Annotated in this window: 17 protein-coding genes; 4 read left to right on the top strand and 13 right to left on the bottom strand. The window is 71.0% G+C overall.

What is annotated here, in order from left to right; genetic code table 11:
• Positions 1-8 precede the first annotated feature (8 nt).
• Complete coding sequence (locus ACIA8K_RS11605; protein WP_396057575.1) at positions 9-1,244, top strand: MFS transporter; 1,236 nt, start codon at positions 9-11, stop codon at positions 1,242-1,244.
• Positions 1,245-1,443: 199 nt separating this feature from the next.
• On the opposite strand, the gene ACIA8K_RS11600 is transcribed toward ACIA8K_RS11605, so the two are convergent.
• The 7 genes from ACIA8K_RS11600 to ACIA8K_RS11570 all read right to left on the bottom strand — a co-directional run bounded on the left by ACIA8K_RS11600 (position 1,444) and on the right by ACIA8K_RS11570 (position 8,291).
• The gene (locus tag ACIA8K_RS11600) at positions 1,444-1,779 is read right to left on the bottom strand and encodes a hypothetical protein (RefSeq protein ID WP_396057573.1); all 336 of its coding nucleotides are present in this window, start codon (positions 1,777-1,779) and stop codon (positions 1,444-1,446) included.
• Positions 1,776-2,240, bottom strand: a complete 465-nt coding sequence (locus tag ACIA8K_RS11595; protein ID WP_396057571.1) for a hypothetical protein — start codon at positions 2,238-2,240, stop codon at positions 1,776-1,778. The genes ACIA8K_RS11600 and ACIA8K_RS11595 overlap by 4 nt, the downstream gene beginning before the upstream one ends.
• 132 nt (positions 2,241-2,372) lie before the next feature.
• Positions 2,373-2,858, bottom strand: a complete 486-nt coding sequence (locus ACIA8K_RS11590) for a restriction endonuclease (protein ID WP_396057569.1) — start codon at positions 2,856-2,858, stop codon at positions 2,373-2,375.
• Between the two features lie 106 nt (positions 2,859-2,964).
• Positions 2,965-3,480: a restriction endonuclease gene (locus ACIA8K_RS11585; RefSeq protein ID WP_396057567.1), complete on the bottom strand. Its 516-nt coding sequence runs from the start codon at positions 3,478-3,480 to the stop codon at positions 2,965-2,967.
• A gap of 81 nt (positions 3,481-3,561) precedes the next feature.
• Positions 3,562-4,041 (bottom strand): restriction endonuclease, encoded by a 480-nt coding sequence (locus tag ACIA8K_RS11580; protein WP_396057565.1) that lies wholly within the window; start codon positions 4,039-4,041, stop codon positions 3,562-3,564.
• A 56-nt stretch (positions 4,042-4,097) separates the two neighbouring features.
• Positions 4,098-6,227, bottom strand: a complete 2,130-nt coding sequence (locus ACIA8K_RS11575; protein ID WP_396057563.1) for a glycosyltransferase — start codon at positions 6,225-6,227, stop codon at positions 4,098-4,100.
• 81 nt (positions 6,228-6,308) lie between these two features.
• Entirely contained in the window at positions 6,309-8,291 is a 1,983-nt protein-coding gene (locus ACIA8K_RS11570; RefSeq protein WP_396057561.1) for a diguanylate cyclase domain-containing protein, read from the bottom strand.
• 178 nt (positions 8,292-8,469) lie between these two features.
• Here ACIA8K_RS11570 and ACIA8K_RS11565 point away from each other — a divergent pair, with 178 nt between their 5' ends.
• Positions 8,470-10,008, top strand: coding sequence for a chitinase (locus tag ACIA8K_RS11565; RefSeq protein WP_396057664.1), 1,539 nt, complete (start codon positions 8,470-8,472; stop codon positions 10,006-10,008).
• 11 nt (positions 10,009-10,019) lie between these two features.
• Here the strand turns inward: ACIA8K_RS11565 and ACIA8K_RS11560 are convergent, their stop codons facing one another.
• From ACIA8K_RS11560 to lon, 4 genes are all read right to left on the bottom strand, one after another.
• The gene (locus ACIA8K_RS11560) at positions 10,020-11,186 is read right to left on the bottom strand and encodes a trans-sulfuration enzyme family protein (RefSeq protein WP_396057559.1); all 1,167 of its coding nucleotides are present in this window, start codon (positions 11,184-11,186) and stop codon (positions 10,020-10,022) included.
• A 155-nt stretch (positions 11,187-11,341) separates the two neighbouring features.
• The gene (locus ACIA8K_RS11555; RefSeq protein ID WP_396057557.1) at positions 11,342-12,205 is read right to left on the bottom strand and encodes an NAD(+)/NADH kinase; all 864 of its coding nucleotides are present in this window, start codon (positions 12,203-12,205) and stop codon (positions 11,342-11,344) included.
• Between the two features lie 14 nt (positions 12,206-12,219).
• Positions 12,220-13,029 (bottom strand): hypothetical protein, encoded by an 810-nt coding sequence (locus ACIA8K_RS11550; RefSeq protein WP_396057555.1) that lies wholly within the window; start codon positions 13,027-13,029, stop codon positions 12,220-12,222.
• A gap of 111 nt (positions 13,030-13,140) precedes the next feature.
• Complete coding sequence (lon, locus tag ACIA8K_RS11545; RefSeq protein ID WP_396057553.1) at positions 13,141-15,432, bottom strand: endopeptidase La; 2,292 nt, start codon at positions 15,430-15,432, stop codon at positions 13,141-13,143.
• A gap of 125 nt (positions 15,433-15,557) precedes the next feature.
• Here lon and ACIA8K_RS11540 point away from each other — a divergent pair, with 125 nt between their 5' ends.
• Positions 15,558-16,382: a hypothetical protein gene (locus ACIA8K_RS11540; protein WP_396057551.1), complete on the top strand. Its 825-nt coding sequence runs from the start codon at positions 15,558-15,560 to the stop codon at positions 16,380-16,382.
• Between the two features lie 83 nt (positions 16,383-16,465).
• On the opposite strand, the gene ACIA8K_RS11535 is transcribed toward ACIA8K_RS11540, so the two are convergent.
• The gene (locus ACIA8K_RS11535) at positions 16,466-17,293 is read right to left on the bottom strand and encodes an alpha/beta fold hydrolase (RefSeq protein ID WP_396057549.1); all 828 of its coding nucleotides are present in this window, start codon (positions 17,291-17,293) and stop codon (positions 16,466-16,468) included.
• Positions 17,294-17,352: 59 nt separating this feature from the next.
• On the opposite strand from ACIA8K_RS11535, the gene ACIA8K_RS11530 reads away from it, so the two are divergent.
• Entirely contained in the window at positions 17,353-17,505 is a 153-nt protein-coding gene (locus tag ACIA8K_RS11530; RefSeq protein WP_396057547.1) for a hypothetical protein, read from the top strand.
• Positions 17,506-17,772: 267 nt separating this feature from the next.
• Here ACIA8K_RS11530 and ACIA8K_RS11525 read toward each other — a convergent pair whose 3' ends face one another.
• Positions 17,773-19,143 (bottom strand): nitrate/nitrite transporter, encoded by a 1,371-nt coding sequence (locus tag ACIA8K_RS11525; RefSeq protein WP_396057545.1) that lies wholly within the window; start codon positions 19,141-19,143, stop codon positions 17,773-17,775.
• Positions 19,144-19,188 lie beyond the last annotated feature (45 nt).

The raw sequence follows: 19,188 nt of genomic DNA, 5'->3' as shown, positions 1-19,188 counted from the left end.
AGCCCACGATGTCCGCTCAGACCCTGCCGGCGCCCACCCCCACGGTGGCGTCCCGGCGCGGTGTCGGTCACGGCGCCGGATTCTGGGTTGTCGCGGCCGCGTTCCTGGTCGCCATGGCCTTCACCGTCGTACCCACCCCGCTCTGGCCGCTCTACCAGCGCGAAGCCGGCTACTCGACGCTGATGGTCACCGTCGCCTACGCCGCCTACGCGGTCGGCGTGACAGTCAGCCTCTTCCTCGCCGGCCACCTCTCCGACCGACTCGGCCGCCGCCGCGTCCTCCTCCCTGCGGTCCTGATCGAGATCGTGTCCGGCGTGCTCCTGCTCGCGTCCACCGCGTTCCCCGCCGTGCTGATCGGCCGCGCGCTGAGCGGCGTCGCCGTCGGCATGATCACTGCCACCGCGACCGCCGCGCTGTCCGAGCTGCACGCCGTCGCCCGCCCCGCCGCCGGCCGGTCCTTCGCCCAGCTGATCGCGACCGCAGCGAACATGGGCGGCTTCGCCGTCGGCTCGCTCACCTCCGGCCTGCTTGCCGAGTGGGTCGGGGCGCCGCTGCGTACCCCCTATGTGGTGTATCTGGTCCTGCTGGTGGCCGTCGCCGTCGCCCTGCTCTTCATCCCGGAGACCGTGACGCCGCCCGCCGTGCGGGAGCCCTACCGCCCGCAGAGCGTCGCCGTCCCGCCGTCCGCCCGTGGCCGTTTCGCGACCGTGGCGATCGGCGCGTTCGCGGCCTTCGCGGTGCTCGGACTGTTCGCGTCCGTCGCGCCCGGCTTCGTCGGCAGCACGATGGGACACCCGTCGCGGGCGCTGGCCGGGCTTGTCGCGTTCCTGGTGTTCGGCAGCTCGGTGGTGTCCCAGCTCGTCGTCGGCCGGATCAGCGCGGGCCGGCAGATCATGGCCGGCCTGTCCCTGCTCAGCCTCGGCCTGATCGCCGCGACCGTCGCCGTGTGGCTGCCCCACCTGCCGCTGTTCCTGATCGGTGGCGCGGCATCGGGCGCGGGCGCCGGAATGCTGTTCAAGGGCTCGGTCGGGACCGTGTTCGCGATTTCCGAGCCGGCGACGCGCGGTGAGGCGCTGGCCGGGCTGTTCCTGGCCGGCTACCTGGGCCTGTCCATCCCGATCCTCGGCTTCGGCCTCGCGACCGCTGTGGTGTCGACGCAGGTGGCGCTGGTCGGGTTCGCGGCGGGAGTGGTCGCGCTGGCCGCGGTCGTCGCGGTGCGGAACGCGAGGGCAGCGGCCGCCTGATCGGTTCGCAGGGCGCTCTTCCACTTCTTCGTAGGAGAGCGCCCCGCCAGGTGCGGCGTCCCGTCGACAAGGTCGTGCCGACATGCGCTGCAGCGTCGGCGGATGCACGGGTCATCCAGGTCGTAAGACACGCGCTTGACTACGCAACGCTGGCCGGGCGCATCGCGGGCGACATTGGCGTTCCGTCAAGCGGAGTCAGTCAGTCCGTCTGCTTCGGATGTCCCGCGCCGGCTCGTGTGATCCACAACGTGCGCGCATCGTCATCGACGGCGTACCAAATCCGTCCCGCGCCGGTCACCTCGTACTGCCATTGCTCGAGCGCCGCTCCGCCGACCTTCACGACGCCGAGTTGCCCCTTCAGCGGGTGCTGGCGCTGATCGACGTGACGTGGATCGCTGGTCAGCGCCGTCCACGCGCGGTCGAGGTTTTCCGGTACTGCTGCCAGAAGGCGCTGCCACCCCTGATACGCCTGACGATCCGCCGCTCGCACTATCCACGGCTTGGGCCGGGGAAGCTCTGCGCCCCGTCCACTCATGCGCGGTTCTCAGCCGGGCGGGAGATGGCGGGACCATCACCGCCGAACGGGCCCTGCAACTCACGGGCGAGCTGCGGGTCCGACCACACTTCGGCGGTCGAGCGCCAAGAAGCGAGATTCCGAGCGAAGGGGATAAGAAGCCCTGTGTCGGCGCCGGCCATGAGGTCGGCGAGCAGCTCGCGAACGCACGTCAGGCGTTCCTCGGCCGGCAGCCAGGTAAGCCAGGGCAGTTCCTCGGCGAGGGCCTCTTCGGCCAGCTCACGGTGTCGGCGGGCGAGAATGGCAAGTGACCGTGCCGCGATGCGGAGCCCGGTAGCGGCGGCTTCGAACCGCTCGACCCGAGTGAGGACGAGGTTCTCCTCGTCCCGGCGCTCGAGAATGACATCGGCGTCGGTGAGGGACGGCAGGACCTGAGAGGGACCTCGTAGAAACGAGCTGTAGGAGAAGCTCTGCACCGTCATACTTGAAGCATATCTGAACTAGTTCAGATATGACGGTGCGACAGTGTGAAACCCGGGCTCAGAGCATTCGGTTCGGAAGATCTTGCCTGTTCGGCGTGCTCATGACGGGTGCCGGACATCAGGGGCCGGCTGCTAGAGGCGGTCGTACGACCCCGGGTAGCGGAGGAAGTTCGCGTAGTCGAGTTCGGTGATGTGGTCGGCCATGCTCGATTCGGCGTGCGGGCGGCGTTGACGTGGGATGAAGGCCGGCCTCTCGTCGTCGAAGGAGATGGCGAGGACGGCCGGGTCGTGGGAGTGGGCCGCGCGGCGGGTGGCGGGGGCGGTGAAGCCGGCGCAGGAGTAGAGGATGCCGCGGTCCGCGCCGACGTCGGCGAGTTTCGCCACGAAGTAGTCGATGCAGGAGATGCCGACGGGGCGGTGTTGCTGGCGGCATTCGACGGCGACGGTGATCGGGAGGTTCGCGACGGCACCGTAGATCATGACCTGGATGTGGCGGGGCGCCCCGCTGAGCCGGCCCTCGTGGCGGCGGTTGTAGATCACCTGCGCGAAGTCGAAGGCGGCGAGCAGGCGGGTCAGCGACCGTTCGTAGCGCTTGAGGAGGGTGCCGGAGGGGGACATCCGCCGACGTTAACGAGCATGCGCCCGCAGGGTGTCGCCCCCGTTGTCCGTCATGCCCGATCGGGGCGACTTGACGCTTAAGACACTTTACTGAGGCTGAAGGACGTCATGGGCTCCACAGGTCGGCGGTCCCGCCGAGGCGGAGGAACAGGGCGAAGTCGGCCTGCCCCACGTCAGCGGAGTCATGCGGCGGGAGGCTGTCGCGGACCAGTCTGCCGTCCCCGAGCGTGATCGCCATGACCGGCGGGCTCTGGGCGTGGGCGGCGCGCGCACGGGCCCGGTCGGTGAATCCGGTGCACGAGTAGAGCACGCCCCGGTCCGCGCCGATGTCGAGCAGCTTTCCCACGAAGCGGTCCACGGCGCCGACGTCCACCGGGCGCCGCCGCCGCTGGTGACACTCGATCGCGGCGGTCACCTGGATGCCCAGCACGGCGCCTTGGACCAGCACGTCCACCCGGCGGAGGGATCGGCTGAGGCGGCCCTCGACGCGGCGGTTGTAGCCGACCTCGACGGGGGGCTCGAAGCCGCCCAGGAGGCAGCTGATCGACGCGTCGAAGAGGGTCAACCGGCGGAGGGTGTCTTCGTCGGGGTCCGGCGGCTGGTCCGGGTCCGCTGGGTACACAACGTTGAGCGTAACGGCGATCCGCCTGGAAATATCACCCAAAATGTGCGTCTTGACCGTTAAATCCCAAAGAACGGACATTCAGCCGGGCCAGAGGAAGAGCGCGAAGTCGGCCTCGGTGATCTCCTCGGCGCGATGCGGCGGCAGCGGGCCGGAACCGGTGCGCTGCCGCGGGATGCGCGGGGCAAGCGACACCGCCATCACCGCGGGGTACCGCGCGGCGGCGGCCCGGGCCCGGGCGCACGTCGTGAACCCGGAGCGGGAGTAGAGCACGCCGCGGTCCGCGTCCACGTCGAGCAGCTTGCCGATGAAGCGGTCCACGACCCCGATGTCGGCGGCGCGCCGGCGCTGGCAGCACTCCACCACGGCGGTCACCCCGGTGCCGAAGACGCGGCCGCGGGCGAGCAGGTCCACCTGGCGGGGCGTGCCGCTCAACATCCCGGGGATCTTGCCGCTCAGCGTGACCTCGGTGCCGCCGTCGAAGCTGGACAGCATGCGGGTGATCGACAACTCGTACCGCTGCAGCGGCGAGACGCACGGGAAGAGGTCGAAGACGGTCACCCAGCGAAGTTATGTGCGGGCACTCGGTTGATGTCGGTCAGATTGTGCGACGGCGGTCAAGAAGCGGTGACCGCGGCCGCGATGCCGGGTGCGAGCAGCCGCAACTCCTCAAGCACTGCGGACTCGTCCGCGGGCGGCACCTCGTCCAGCGCGTCGGACAACAGGCCCATGGCCACCGGATCGTGGAACGTCTCGTGCGCCACGGCCGCGGCAAGCGACCGGTCCCGCGCGCTGCGTTCCGGGTTGCGGGCCAGCGCGAGCAGCGGGCACTGCGTCTCGTGGCCGGCCCGCCGCAACCGCGACGACCACTCGAGCGCGCGCAGCACCTGCATACGTGGGCCCAGCCAGGCCGCGTAGGCGATCACGGCCCGCTCGTCAGGGAAACGCCGCCACAGCGCGTCGGCAAGCGGTTCCGCCACCGACACCGGCGCCTGGCCCATCTCGTGGATGAGCTGCCGAAGCGCGTCCGGCGAGATGTGCGCGGCGATCTCCGCGGCCTCGGCGCCGGCCTGGCGCAGCGTGTCCGCCATGCCCACCACAGGCATCGGCAGCCGGCCGGCGCGCAGCTCCGCGCGCAGGCGGTCCGCGGCCTCGCCGGGCCGGGCCAGCCGCATCAGGCTGTGGATCTCGTAGGAAACCAGCTGGTCGCGGCCGATCAGCACGGCGCCGTCGTCCTCGGCCAGTTCCGGCAGCGCGCGGACCAGCGACACGACGCGCGCGTCGTCGCCCTCGGCGTACCGGACGAGCACCTCCATGTGGTCGACGGTGACCTGCTTGGTGGCGATCGTCCGCAGCTCATCGAGCGCCCGGGCCGCGTCCTCGGCCCGGCCGGCGGTGGCGCACGCGCGGATCATCGTGGTGAGCAGCTTGATCCGGACCGGGCGGCGGCCACCGGCGTCCAGACCCCGGCGGCAGGCGGCGATCGCGGAGTCGACGTTGCCTGCCGAGTACTCGGCGCGGGCCAGGTTGACGAGCGCGTCCGCGGTGAGCACCCGGTCCTCGACCGCGCGCAACGCGAGCCGCCGGTTCCGTTCCGCCTTGTCCTTGGTGACGAACGTGGCGAACTGGTAGCCCGCGTGCCGCAGCTCCACGTCGCCGATCTCCGGGCCGCCGACCGGGCCGCCGGTGATCCGGTCCACGACCTGCTCGTGCAGCCGGCCGGCCAGCCGGGCCACGTCCCGCCGGAACAGCCGCGGGAACACCACCACCTGCACGCCGTTCGTGTACTCGTTGACCTGCCGGATCCGGTAGGCGTCCGGGCCCGGGCCGGTCAGCCGGGCACGCAGCGCGGCCGGGTCGCCGACCGCGGTCTCGTCCGCGTCGGCCCACAGCACCCAACGGCCCCGGCAGTGCGCGATCGCCCGGTTGCGCGCGTCGCCGAAGTGCTCGTCCCAGAAGCCCTCGATCACCGTGGCGCCGTGCGCGCGCGCCACAGCGACCGTGTCGTCGAGCGAGCCGGTGTCGTAGACGACCACCTCGTCGACGAAGGGCGTGACCGCGTCGATGCTCGCGCCGATCGAGGCCGCCTCGTCGCGGACGATCATGCTTGCGGAGACCAGCAGCGCGGAGTCGGTGGTGACGCGCAGCGCGCAGGTGGGCGAGCCGACGTGGGCCACCAGCACGTCGTCGACGAGCACGATCTGGCCCAGGTCGCGCAGCCGCTCGTAGGGCAGGTCCGGGGTCGGGCCGCCGGCCGTCTCCAGCGCGGCGCGCCGGACGGCCACGCAGACCGGGCCGAGCCGGTCCACGTCGTACCGTTCGCCGCGGTGGCTGTCGCGCCACTGCCGGGCGTGGTCGCGCACCTCCCGTACCCCCATCGGCCCTTCGAATTCGGTGCGCTGCGGGCCGATCGAGCCGATGCAGCGCGGTCCGGCCGCCACCACGGCGTCGTCGTCGAAGACCTCGCGGACCGCGTCCAGCCAGTGCCGGGGCAGGATCATGTCGCCGTCGACGAAGAGCAGCAGATCGCGCGCGGTGGCTGCGACCGCCTCGGCACGCCCGCCGGGGATCGCGCGGGCCCAGGGCAGCGCGGCGACGACAGGCGACAGGTCGGCGCGGCCGGGCGGGATCGCGCACACCACCTCGTCCCGCACGCCGAGCGCGGGTTTCAGCGCCTCAAGCGTGGCCTTCAGTTCCGCGGCGGTCCCACCGGCGGTGACCACGACGTCGAGGGCGCGATGGCTCATGCCTGCCACGTCGGCCGCTGCGCGCCCAGCTTGAGATCAACACCGAAATTCAAGAGCTTTTCGGGGGTACGGAGGGAGCTTCTACGCTCGGGCCGAGTGCCGGCCGGCCGCGCCGCGGCGCACCGACTTGGCGTGGTACATCGCGGCGTCGGCCACCCGGAGCAGCGCTTCCGCCGAGGTGTGGGCGTCCGTCGAGAGCGCGGTGCCGACGCTGGCCGAGACCCGGGCAGTCCCCTCGTCAAGCGCGAACGGCCGGGCCAGCGCGACGCGTGCGCGTTCCGCCACCGCTGCCGCGCTCTCCGGGCCGTCGATGTCGTCGAGCAGCACAAGGAACTCGTCGCCGCCGAAGCGCGCTGGCGTGTCCGTGTCCCGCAGCAGCGCGGTGATCCGGGCCGCGGTCTCCACGAGCAGCTGGTCGCCGGCCGCATGCCCGAGCGTGTCGTTCACCGACTTGAAGCCGTCCAGGTCGAGGAAGAGCACCGCGAACGCGTAGCTGGGCTCGCGCTGGGCGCGCTCCACCGCGCGCCGCAGCCGGTCCAGGAACAGCCCGCGGTTGGGCAGGCCGGTGAGCAGGTCGTAGAGCGCACTGCGGCGCAGTCGTTCCTCCTGGTCGCGCAGGGATCTGAGCATGAACTCGCCGTCCAGCGCGACCGCAAGCAGCGCGCCGGACTGGTTCATCGGCTCGCGTCCGGGCGGCGTCTTCGCCTGGATCTGCGCGACAGTGGCGAGCAGCCCCCAGTCGTGCGTGCTGCTGCGCACCGAGATGACGAAGACGATCTCGCCGCTCTCCGGGTGCGACGCCTGCAGGATCGACCTCGGCGGGAACTCCTCGACCGGAAGCGTGGCCGTCCCGGTCTCGCACCGGAACGATCCGGACAGGTCAAGGAAGTCGGGGAAGCCCGGCCGCCAGAGGCCCAGGCATCCGGCGGACACGTGCAGCCGGCGCATCCAGCCGAGCGCGCGCGGGTCCTGCTCGTCCGTGCGCAGCAGCTCCGCGCCCAGCTGGTACTGCGCGTTGAGCGTGTCCTGCAGGTAGCGGATGTCGCTGAACTGGTCGCGGGCCTGGATGTGCGCCACGCGCAGCAGGATCCGCCGGGCCCGGCGCTCCGGCGCGGACGCCAGCATCTGGTCCAGCTCACCGAGCGTGTGTTCGCGCAGCTCGTCCGCGAGTTCCGCGTCCGGGACCGACGGGTCGGCGATCCGCGCGGCGATAGCGGTGTCGAGCGGCGGCGGCACGGGCCGGTCACAGCCGCAGCTCTCCCGCGGCCTGAACACGGTCGGGACCTGCACGATGTCGGCGCCGGCCGCGTTGAGCAGGGCTTCGACCGCGGCCGCGCCGATCCGGCCCAGCGGCTGCGCGACGCTTGCCAGCGTGGGTTCCGTGTAGAGCGCGACGGGATTGTCGTCGAAGCCGACCAGCGCCTGGTCGTCCGGCACCCGGCGGCCCGCCTCGGTAAGCGTCTCCAGCGCGCCGAGCGCGTTGCGGTCCGTGCCGCAGACGAGCGCGGTGGACGGCAGCCCGGCCGCGAGCAGATCCTCGGCGGCGCGACGGCCACCGTGCTCGTGGTTGTCCGGCGCCTCGAAGAGCAGCTCCGGCAGGTCGTGGGCGGCGAGCGCCTCCCGGTAGCCGGCATGGCGCTCGCGGATGTCCGGCACCCCGAGCGTGCCGGCGAACGCGATCCGGGTGTGCCCGTGCCCGATCAGATGGGTGACCGCGTCCCGGACGCCCGAGCGGTTGTCCGGAAGCACCGAGGTCAGCGGCAGGCGCGCGGACCCGTGGCTGATCAGCACGACCGGCTTGCCTGTGGCGTACAGCCGGGCCAGGTGGTCCTCGTCGACCGCACCGATGATCACGATGAAGCCGTCCACGTGTGCCCAGCCCACCGGCGTGCGGAAGTCGGGAATCCCCTCGTCGTCGGCGCGGCGCGCGCCGGGCGTGAGCGTCTGCACGGCCACCACCCGGCCACCGAGCGCGGCGGTGGCCGAGGCCACGCCCGCGATCAGCGCGCCGTAATAGTCGCCGCCCACAAACGGCGACAGCACCCCGACCGTCAGCTGACTCACCCGAACAGGGTCTCAAATCCGCAGGGTACGGACCGCTCGTTCCGAAACGTCAACGCTGTCCTAAATATCGTCCGCAGCCATGGACATCAACAGTTAAGAGTCTTAATAATTCTCCAACGGCCGCGGTGACGTGCACCGCCGCCGATCCCTGGAGGCTGCCGTGAAACGGTCTCGGTCTATCGCTCTGACACTGTCCTCCCTGCTCACCGCGGCCGCGTCGGCGGTCCTGTTCGCGCTTCCCGCCTCGGCCGCGTCGGTCACCGCCACGTTCGTCAAGACCTCGGACTGGGGCTCCGGGTGGGAGGGCAAATACACGATCACCAACGGTACCGGCGCGGCGATCCCGTCCTGGACCGTCGCGTTCGACCTGCCGTCCGGCACCACGATGGGCAGCTACTGGGACGCGCTGCTCACCTCGTCCGGGCAGCGGCACACGTTCACCAACCGGTCCTGGAACGGCACTGTGGCGCCGGGCGCGTCCGTCTCCTTCGGGTTCCTGGCCACCGGGTCCGGCACGCCAGTCAACTGCACGCTTAACGGCGCGTCCTGCGGCGGCACGACGCCGACGACCGGCCCGACGACCGGATCGCCCACAGTCAGCCCGACGCCCCGGCCCACCACACCCGGGCCGACCACACCCGGGCCGACCACGCCGACGCCGACGCCGAGCAACCCCGCCAACCCGGGCGTGCTGCCGAAGCACGCGCTCATCGGCTACCTGCACTCGAGCTTCGCGAACGGGTCCGGGTACCTGCGGATGGCGGACGTGCCGGCCGAGTGGGACGTCATCAACCTGGCGTTCGGCGAGCCCACCACCGCGACCTCCGGTGACATCAGGTTCAGCCTCTGCCCGGCCGCGGAGTGCCCGGGGGTGGAGTCGGAGGCCGAGTTCAAGGCCGCGATCCAGGCCAAGCGCGCGCAGGGCAAGAAGGTGCTGATCTCGATCGGCGGCCAGAACGGCCAGGTGCAGCTGACCACGACCACGGCACGGGACGCGTTCGTCAGCTCGGTCGCCGCGATCATCGACAGGTACGGACTGGACGGCCTGGACATCGACTTCGAGGGCCACTCGCTGTCGCTCAACACCGGGGACACCGACTTCAAGAACCCGACCACGCCCGGGATCGTCAACCTGATCTCCGCGGTACGGACGCTCAAGGCCCGCTACGGCGCGAACTTCGTGCTGACGATGGCGCCGGAGACGTTCTTCGTGCAGCTGGGCTACCAGTACTACGGGTCGGGGCCGTGGGGCGGGCAGGACCCGCGCTCCGGCGCGTATCTCCCGGTGATCTACGCGCTACGCAACGACCTCACGGTCCTGCACGTGCAGGACTACAACTCCGGGCCGATCACCGGGCTGGACGGCGCGTACCACACGATGGGCGGCGCGGACTTCCACATCGCGATGACTGACATGCTGCTCGCAGGCTTCCCGGTCGCGGGGAACACCGCGAACGTGTTCCCCGCGCTCCGGGAGGACCAGGTGGCGTTCGGCGCGCCGTCCTCGGTCAGCGCCGGCAACGGGTACGTGGCGCCGGCCGCCGTCCAGGAAGCGGTCAACTGCCTGGTCAAGGGCGTCTCCTGCGGCTCCTACACGCCCCGCAGCGGCACCAACCCGAACTTCCGCGGCCTGATGACCTGGTCGATCAACTGGGACCGCTACTACTCGTGGGAGTTCCGGAACGCGCACTCGCCGTTCCTTAAGGCGCTCCCCTAGCCCACAGCCCTCTAACCCAAGGCCTGTGCGAGGTCGTCCCAGACGTCCTCGACGTGCTCGATCCCGACCGAGATCCTGATCGTGCCCTCGCCGATGCCGACCGCCGCCAGCTGGGCCTCGTCCAGCTGGCGGTGGGACGTGCTGGCCGGATGCATAAGCGTGGTGGTGGTCCCGCCGAGCGACGGCGCGAGCTGGAGGAGACGCACGCGCTTGCTCAGGTCCGTTCCGGCCGCGCGCCCGCCGGCCAGGTCGAAGGCGAACGTGGCACCGAAACCACCTGACAACACCCGTGCGGCGACCTCGTGCGTCGGGTGCTGGGGCAGGCCGGGGTACCAGACCGCGTCCACCGCGGCGTGATCGCACAGCCGCCGCGCGATCACTGCCGCGTTCGCACAGTGCCGCTCCATCCGCAGCGGAAGCGTCTGCAGCGAGCGCGCGGTCAGCCAGGCCGCGAACGGGTCGGCGGCCACACCGAACTCGACGTTGTAGTGCCAGACCTTCTCGTGTAGTTCCGGCGTGCCGAAGACCGCGATCCCGCCGACCACATCGTGGTGACCGCCGAGATACTTCGTCACGGAGTGCACCACGATGTCCGCGCCGTGCGCGATCGGGCGGCAGAGCAGCGGCGTGGCGAACGTGTTGTCCACGACCGTCAGCGCACCGGCCTCCCGGGCGACGGCGGTGAGCGCTGGCAGGTCGGCGACGTACCCGGTCGGGTTGGAGATGGTCTCCAGGTAGACCAGCCTGGTGCCCGGCCGCAGCGCCGCGGCGAGCGCGTCCGGCGTCGCGTCGTCCAGGTAGTCGACCTCGATGCCGAACCGCTCGGTCAGATCGCGAAGCGCGGACGACGCGCCGCCGTAGAGCCGCCGCTGGGCCACCACGTGCTCCCCGGTCCGCAGCGAGGCCTGCAGCACCAGGTTGATCGCCCCCATGCCGGACGCGGTCGCGATCGCCGCCGTGCCGCCCTCCAGATCCGCGACCGTGTTCTCGAGGGCCCGCACGGTCGGGTTCGCCATCCGCGAGTAGAGGAACGGCCCGTTCGGCGTGTGGAAGGCGTCCGCGAGCACGTCCGGATCGTCGAACGCCCAGGTGGAGGCTTGATACAGCGGCAGCGCGATCGGCCGGCTGTCGGCCTGCTCGGGCTGGCGGACATGCACGGCTCTGGTCTCAGGTCGCATCCCTGCATCCTCTGCCCACCGCACGCCCCGGCAGAGGGCCAATTCCCATCTTCCGGCCCGCACCGGGTCGTGGTGACCAACGACGAGGCTGGTGCCCGCGGGAGCGTGCGGGGCGCGAGTGGCCACAGAGTGGGCAATCCGGCAGTTGATCTGGGTCAGTCGGCTTCGGCGGAGCCGTTGACGCGGAGTTTGCGGCGGGCGCGCTCGTAGAAGGAGGTGTGGCCGAGGCGGACGACGTTGGCGGCGGCGCGGCGGGCGCGGACGCGGATCTGGTCGCCCGGGTGGAGGCGGCCGGCGATGATGCCGTCGACCTCGAGCGCGAGTTCGCCGCTTGTGGGGAGCAGGTCGAGGACGACCTCCTCGTCGGCGGAGAGGACCAGGGCGCGGTTGAAGCTGGAGTGAGCGGAGGAGGGGACGACCAGGAAGCCCTCGACCGTGGGGGAGACGATCGGGCCGCCGGCGGCGAAGCTGTACGCGGTGGAGCCGGTCGAGGTGGCCACGATGACGGCGTCGGCGGCGTAGCGGACGAACGGGTTGCCCTGGACGGAGATCGCCACACCTGCCATCCGGTCGCCGGGGATGCGGGCGAGCGCGATGTCGTTGAACGCGGTGACCTCGGTGCCGTCGGGAAGCACTGTGACGACTGCCATCCGCGGCTCGACGGTGAACGTGTGGCCGTCGATCAGCGACAGCGTGGCCGGCAGCTCCTCCACGTCGATCTCGGCCAGGAAGCCGAGGCGGCCGACGTTGACGCCGAGCACCGGCGTGGTCCGGCCGGAGAGCAGGCGCATGGTGCGGAGCATCGTGCCGTCGCCGCCCAGGCTCACCAGCAGGTCGGAGCGGTCGAGCAGCTCGTCCTCACCGGCCGGGACCGCGCTGCAGTCGATGCGCGCGATCTCGTCCGGCAGGCCGAGCACGGTCACGCCGCGCGTGCGTGCCCACTCGACGATCGTGTCTATCGCGATTTTCGAGTCCCGTTTCGGGTGAAGCACCAGCCCGACGGTGTGAACCATGCCCATGAGGATGATGGTATTTACTTCTTGACCTTCACGGCGTCGTAGGCCACCGTCTCATTTCGCGTGCCGGTCGCGGGAACGACGGCCTTCCATGTGCCGGACGCCTTCGCCGTGAACGTCGCCGTGTACGCGCCGGACGCGTTGGTCTTCGCGGAACCGGCGAGCGTCCAGGCGTTCGCGCCGTCCGCCTTGAACCAGACCTGCACCTTCGTGTTCGCAAGCTTCCTGCCGTCCGAGGTGAGCGTGCCCTTCGCGGTCAGCTTCGCGCCCTTCTTCACCGGCTCGGGCGTGGCGTTGAGCGTGACGGTCGCCGGGCGCTTCACCGTGAACGTGGTCGTCACCACGTTGGTGCGGTAGACCGCGAAGTCCGGATCGTCGAGGCCGGTTCCGGTGGCATATGCCCCGTAAAGCTCCATCCGGTACGTGCCGGCCGGGTCCGCGCCGCAGACTGTCACGTCGCCGTCCCAGGTGTTGCCGCCGCTGTTCTCAAGGACTGTGTAGCCGCCGATCTCGCCGCCGAGGTAGAAGTCGGCGCCGACCGCGGACACGAACACGTTCTCGGTCGGCATCGGGCCGCTGAGCACTGCGGAGACGTGCGCGCGGACCGCGCAGGGGTCCGAGGACCTCACCGTGTACGCGGTCTTGGAGAGCTTCCAGGAGGTGAGGCGGACACTCGCCGGCTGCCAGTCGGGCGTTGCCGCAAATGCCGCGGCCCGTGCGGGGGCAGGTGCCGCTGCGGCCTGTGCGGGGGCCGCGAACGCGAGCGCGGGCGCGAGGACGGTGGCGGCCAGGAGGGGAGCGATCATCCGGCGGCGGGGGTTCTGCATACGGTCATCCCTGGTTCTCAACGGGTTGCTTGGCGCCGGAGCTATCGGCGCGCAGACCCGCGGAGATGAGAAATGCCGGCCCGGAAAGGTTCCGGACCGGCATTCGCTCTGTCAGGCGGCCGCGACGACCGCCGTCTCCTCCGGCCGCAGCGCGATCTTCAGCACGTCCGCCACGTCGGCGAGCGCGTGGATGGTCAGCTGCTCCCGGATCTCGGCCGGCAGGTCGTCGAGGTCCGGCTCGTTGCGGGCCGGGATGATCACCTCGGTGAGTCCGGCCCGGTGTGCGGCAAGCAGCTTCTGCTTGACGCCGCCGATCGGCAGCACCCGGCCGGCGAGCGTGACCTCGCCGGTCATGCCGACCTCCGGGCGTACCGGCCGGCCGGACGCCAGCGACGCCAGCGCGGTGACCATGGTGATGCCCGCGCTCGGGCCGTCCTTCGGGACCGCGCCCGCGGGGACGTGCAGGTGCAGGCGCTTGCCGTCGAGCGGTGTGGCCTGACCGTGCGACCTCAGGTAGGAGAGCGCGATCTGCGCGGACTCCTTCATCACGTCGCCGAGCTGGCCGGTGAGCGTCAGCCCGGCACTGTCCGCGGGCATCGCGGTGGCCTCGATGAAGAGGACGTCGCCGCCGGCGCCGGTGACCGCGAGTCCGGTGGCCACGCCCGGGACCGCGGTGCGTTCCGCGGACTCGAAGAAGAACCGCGGCCGCCCGAGGAAGTCGGACAGGTTGGACTTGTCGACATTTATCGTTTCAGACTTCACGGCTACCTTGCGTAGCACCTTGGCCAGCGCCCGCTCCAACTGCCGGACGCCCGCCTCACGCGTGTACTCGACGGCGATCAGTGACAGCGCCTCGTCGGTGATCGTCACGTCGTCGGCCGTGAGCCCGGCCCGGTCAAGCTGCCGGGGCCACAGGTGATCCCGGGCGATCGACACCTTCTCCCGCTCGGTGTAGCCGTCCAGCGCGACGAGTTCCATCCGGTCCAGCAGCGGGCCGGGGATCGTCTCCACCACGTTCGCGGTGGCGAGGAACAGCACGTCGGAGAGGTCCAGGTCGACCTCCAGGTAGTGGTCCCGGAACGTGTGGTTCTGCGCCGGGTCGAGCACCTCGAGCAGCGCGGCGGCCGGGTCGCCGGCGTACCCGGCGGAGATCTTGTCGACCTCGTCGAGCAGCACCACCGGGTTCATCGAGCCGGCCTCGCGGATCGCCCGCACGATCCGGCCGGGCAGCGCGCCGACGTAGGTGCGCCGGTGACCGCGGATCTCTGCCTCGTCCCGGATGCCGCCGAGCGAGACCCGGACGAACTTCCGGCCGAGCGCGCGTGCGACCGACTCACCGAGCGAGGTCTTGCCCACCCCGGGCGGGCCGGCCAGCGCGAGCACCGCGCCGGAGCCACGGCCGCCGACCACGTGCAGGCCACGGGCCGCGCGCCGGTTGCGTACCGCCAGATATTCGAGAATGCGGTCTTTGACGTCGTCCAGGCCCGCGTGGTCCGCGTCGAGCACGGCGCGGGCGGCGTCCAGGTCGGTGTTGTCGTCCGTGCGGGTCGTCCACGGCATCTCCAGCACCGTGTCCAGCCAGGTGCGAATCCAGCCGGACTCCGGGGACGCGTCGCTGGCCCGCTCCAGGCGGCCCACCTCGCGCATCGCTGCCTCGCGGACGTTGTCCGGCAGGTCAGCCTCCTGGACCCGGGTCCGGTAGTCGCCAGCGCCCTCCGGCTCGTCCTCGCCAAGCTCCTTGCGGATCGCGGCGAGCTGCTGACGGAGCAGGAAGTCGCGCTGGGTCTTCTCCAGACCCTCGCGCACCTCAGAGTTGATCTTCTCGCTGACCTCCTCCTCGGCCTGGTGCTCCTTGATCCAGGTGACCAGGAGCTCCAGCCGGGCGGTCAGGTCGGTCTCGTCGAGCAGGCCGCGCTTCTGCTCGAGCGACATCCACGGGGAGTAGCCGGAGGAGTCGGCGATCTCCGACGGGTCGGTCATCCGCTCGACCGCGTCGATCACCTGCCACGCACCGCGCTTCTGCAGCTGTGCGCGGACAAGCGCCTTGTAGTCACGGGCCAGCTCCCGGGTCTTCCCGGTCACCGGCGATTCCTCGATCTCGGTCGACTCCACCCAGAGCGCCGCGCCGGGTCCGGCCACACCGGAACCGATGCGGGCGCGGTGCAGGCCGCGGATCACGGCCACCGGCTCGCCGCTGGGCAGCCGGCCGACCTGTTCGATCACGGCCACGGTGCCGACCGGGCCGTAGACGCCGTCGATCCGGGGGACGGCCAGCAACCGCTTGTCACCGCTGGTCCGGGCCGCGTCCACGGCGGCCTGAGTGGCGGAGTCGAGCTCCACCGGAGTAACCATGCGGGGAAGCAGCACGTCGTCGGTCAACGGCAGTACGGGAAGCGTAGCCATCGGACACCCCATTCTTGAGCCTGCCCGACTCAACCTCGCCCACCGTGTCCGTCTTCCCGGGCGTGACGCGCGACACGAACCGCGACGGGCCCTCTCCACCCGGTCACGGTCCCTAGAGTGGTCAGGTGCCGAACTCGTCGTTGCGTCCGGTCGTGCTCACCGACGACCAATCCTTCGAGCGTGGCCGCCGGGTGGTCCAGCCTGACCGGCGGATCAGCCAGCTGGTCCAGCGCCGCCCGGAGGGGGTCAGCCCGCATCAGTGGAACACCGCGCTGCGCGCCCGCGCCGACTTCGTCGTCCTCGACGCCGGCAGCCGGCTGCCCGACTTCGCCGTCGAGTTCGCCGACCCCGCCGAGGCCTCCACCTCCGAACGGCCGGACCGGATGGTCGCCGTGGTCTGCGCCGCCGTCGGCCTGGAATGGCTGCGCATCGCGTCCCCGATCCTCGGCGCCACCGCCCAGGCCCGGCGCATTGTCGAGTACCTGATCGACGCACGCGCGTTCCACGACGCCACCACGTTCGACGGCACCGGATTCCGCGACATCATCGGCCGCCTCCCCGACGGCCGCGACGGCTTCGTCAACGATCTCAGCATCCTCGCCCGGGCTGCCGCCGTCGACGCCTACATCTCCCGCGACCTCGTCGACCCGATCATCCGCGGCCTGCACGTGAGCGGGCCCGGCGCCATCGCCGAGGGCTGGGCGTGGGTTGAGCTGCCGGAAGGCCGGCACCTGCTGGAACGCGTGCGGGTGAGCAGTTACGGCTTCGAGTGCGGGGTGGACGCGGGACGGATCGCCGAGGATCTGGCGGCGTTGGCGATCGGGGAGCGGCTGAAGCGGCTGGAGATCGCGGCGCCGGTGTGGCTGAGCCGTGATGATCTTGTCCGTGCCTACGATCGGCTTCAGGTGCGGCATCCGGGGCTCAACACCCCATTCTTCGCTTCGCTCTGAAAGCTCCTCTTCCCGCTTCCGCCGTGGTTCCTTGCCGCGTGCTCCCGCGGGCCACGGGATCCGTGGGTGGTCGCGTGCAGAGCTCAGGGGCGGTCGAGGGCGGCGACCTCGCGTATGGCGCCGGCGATGACCGGGAAGTCCTTCTTGAGGAGGGCGCCGTGGTTGCTTGGCACCTTGGCGTGGATCCGGATGTTCGGGTTCTTGGCGGTGACCGTGTCGAGGCCGGCACGGATGCGTTCCTGCTCGTCATCGCGGCTGCCGAGGGACGTTCCGGAGGCGACGACGTAGCGGGTGGGCACGGTAAGGGCGTTGAGCACGGGGCCCAGCTCGCGTTCGCGGGAGAGCCTGCCCAGCTCGATGTTGCTGTCGGCCTGCTGGTCAGCGGTCATCCTGGGGGTCAGACCCGTCGGGCGCAACAGCGGCAGGAACCAGCCCATGCGCCGGAACATCTTCCGGATCCGCACCTCCATGGCGTCGTCGAGCCAGTCGTGCGGGAAGGCGCCGTCGACCATGACCGCGCCGATCGTGCGCTCCGGGTTCCGGTGCGCCCAGTGCGCGGCGACCACCGCTCCGTAGGACCAGCCCACAAGCAGCGCCCGGTCCACCCCGCGGGCGGCCAGGACGGCGTCGACGTCCCGCACGGCGGCCTCGAAGGAGTAGTCCGCCGAACGGCGCGATCTGCCGCGGGCCCGCTCGTCGTAGGTGATGTGCCGCCACCCGGTGCCCAGCTCGGCGATGACCCGCCGCCAATACCCCTGGGTGGCGAACTGCCCGTTGAGGTAGACCACGGGGATGCCTGCGCCCCCGGTGTCGGTGACGGCCAGGGCCGTGTCGTCGACCGTCACCATGCCGGACCACTCCGGCGTGGGGATGTCGAACTCGGCGGGGGCGGGGGTGGTGGGCTTTCGCATCGCGAACTCCTTCGATCGCCCGTTCCACGGCCAAGCTCGGCGAGATCGCCCGGCAGGGCGTGGACATCCTCGGCGCCGGCACCCCGGCCGCCGCCCGCCTGGAGAACATCGCGCGCTTCGTCGGCTTCGTCTCGGAGAACATGGCGCGCGCCGCCGACCAGGCCCGCGAGATCCTCCACACCCCCGGGACCACCGCGGGCGGCGCTTCCTGACCCGGCGCCCCGACGGCTGCGGTGGACCCGGCGCCCCGACGGCTGCGATGGACCGGGCCGCCGGAGGACAGACACCCGCAGCCGGCCCGCGGAAACGGACCGGCTGAGGTTTTCGGTGACCAACGACGAGGCAGGCTCCGATGCGGCGTGCGAAGCGGAGCGCTAGCGGAGTCTTCGCGCGGCGCGAGGTTTGCCCGCGGGAGCAAACGGGCCGAACCACCGCGGAAGCGGGACGATGACCTGGAATGTGATCTTTGAAAGAGCTGGTCAGACGCCGGTCAGACGCGCTGCGGAGGGACGCAGGTAGACGAACCAGGTGAGGATCAGGCAGAGCGCGTAGTACGCGATGAACGCGACGTAGGCGGCCTCGGCCGAGCCGGTCGTCAGGAACGACTGGCGGAAGGCCACGTTCACCAGGACGCCGCCGAAGGCCCCGATCGCGCCGGCGATGCCGATCAGTGCGCCGGACAGCCGCCGTGCCCGCGCCTCCGCCACCTCGCCGGGCAGGTCGCTCAGCGCGCTCTTCGCCTTGAAGATCGCGGGGATCATCTTGTACGTGGAGCCGTTGCCCACGCCGGAGAAGACGAAGAGCAGCACGAATCCGACCAGGTAGAGCGGCAGTGAGCGGGCTGCGGACGCGTAGAGAACGACAGACGCGCCGGCGCCCATCAACGCGAAGTTGACCATCGTGACCCGTGCCCCGCCGAGCCGGTCCGCGAGCGCGCCGCCGATCGGGCGGATCAGCGAGCCGAGCAGCGGGCCGAGGAACGTCAGGTAGGCCGCGTCGACGGGGGTGGCGAACGATTCCTTGAACTGGACCTGAAGCACCTGGCCGAAGGCGAACCCGAAGCCGATGAACGAGCCGAACGTGCCGATGTAGAGCAGCGACATGATCCAGGTGTGCGGGTCACGGCTGACCTCGCGGAGCGCGCCCTTCTCGTTCGAGGCCTGCGTCAGGTTGTCCATGTAGAGCGCGGACGCGATCGCGGCCACCACGATCAGCGGGATGTAGATGCCGGCGATCAGGCCGGGCCGGCCCGCGCCGACCGTGGCCAGCACCGCGAGGCCGACCAGCTGCACCACTGCGACGCCGAGGTTGCCGCCGCCCGCGTTCAGGCCGAGCGCCCACCCCTTCAGCCGCTGCGGGTAGAACGCGTTGATGTTGGCCATCGAGGAGGCGAAGTTGCCGCCGCCGACGCCGGCCACGCACGCGATGATCAGCAGCGTCGAGTAGGAGACGCCGGGCTGGATCAGGAACGCGGCCAGGCCGGCCGGGATGAGCAGGAGCAGCGCGCTGATGATCGTCCAATTCCGGCCGCCGAACGTGGCCACCGCGAACGTGTAGGGCAGCCGCACGATCGCGCCGAGCGCGGCCGGGGCGGCGGTGAGCAGGAACTTCTGCGCGGGATCGATGCCGTAGGCGGGTCCGAGGAAGAGGACCATCACTGACCAGAGCGTCCAGATCGAGAAGCCGATGTGCTCCGAGAAGACCGAGAAGATCAGGTTCCGGCGGGCGATCCTCGCGCCGCCGTTGGCCCAGAAGTCCGGGTCCTCGGGGCGCCAGTCGTCGATCCAGTGTCCGTGCCGCCGCGCCGCTGCGGCAATCGTGTCGGTGGGGGCAAGCGTCGCGGTGCTCATGATCGACTCCGGTTTCGGCGGTGAGGGATCAGCAACACACCGAAA

It is taken from the genome of Catenuloplanes sp. NPDC051500 (assembly GCF_044454585.1).
Lineage (GTDB): Bacteria > Actinomycetota > Actinomycetes > Mycobacteriales > Micromonosporaceae > Catenuloplanes.
This window is presented reverse-complemented; position numbering and strand designations above follow the sequence as displayed.

Bases quoted from the DNA above. Each gene is read 5' to 3' on its own strand.
- ACIA8K_RS11605 (WP_396057575.1), top strand. From the start codon at position 9: ATGTCCGCTCAGACCCTGCCGGCGCCCACCCCCACGGTGGCGTCCCGG.
- ACIA8K_RS11600 (WP_396057573.1), bottom strand. From the start codon at position 1,779: ATGAGTGGACGGGGCGCAGAGCTTCCCCGGCCCAAGCCGTGGATAGTG.
- ACIA8K_RS11595 (WP_396057571.1), bottom strand. From the start codon at position 2,240: ATGACGGTGCAGAGCTTCTCCTACAGCTCGTTTCTACGAGGTCCCTCT.
- ACIA8K_RS11590 (WP_396057569.1), bottom strand. From the start codon at position 2,858: ATGTCCCCCTCCGGCACCCTCCTCAAGCGCTACGAACGGTCGCTGACC.
- ACIA8K_RS11575 (WP_396057563.1), bottom strand. From the start codon at position 6,227: ATGAGCCATCGCGCCCTCGACGTCGTGGTCACCGCCGGTGGGACCGCC.
- ACIA8K_RS11560 (WP_396057559.1), bottom strand. From the start codon at position 11,186: ATGCGACCTGAGACCAGAGCCGTGCATGTCCGCCAGCCCGAGCAGGCC.
- ACIA8K_RS11555 (WP_396057557.1), bottom strand. From the start codon at position 12,205: ATGGGCATGGTTCACACCGTCGGGCTGGTGCTTCACCCGAAACGGGAC.
- ACIA8K_RS11550 (WP_396057555.1), bottom strand. From the start codon at position 13,029: ATGCAGAACCCCCGCCGCCGGATGATCGCTCCCCTCCTGGCCGCCACC.
- lon (WP_396057553.1), bottom strand. From the start codon at position 15,432: ATGGCTACGCTTCCCGTACTGCCGTTGACCGACGACGTGCTGCTTCCC.
- ACIA8K_RS11535 (WP_396057549.1), bottom strand. From the start codon at position 17,293: ATGCGAAAGCCCACCACCCCCGCCCCCGCCGAGTTCGACATCCCCACG.
- ACIA8K_RS11525 (WP_396057545.1), bottom strand. From the start codon at position 19,143: ATGAGCACCGCGACGCTTGCCCCCACCGACACGATTGCCGCAGCGGCG.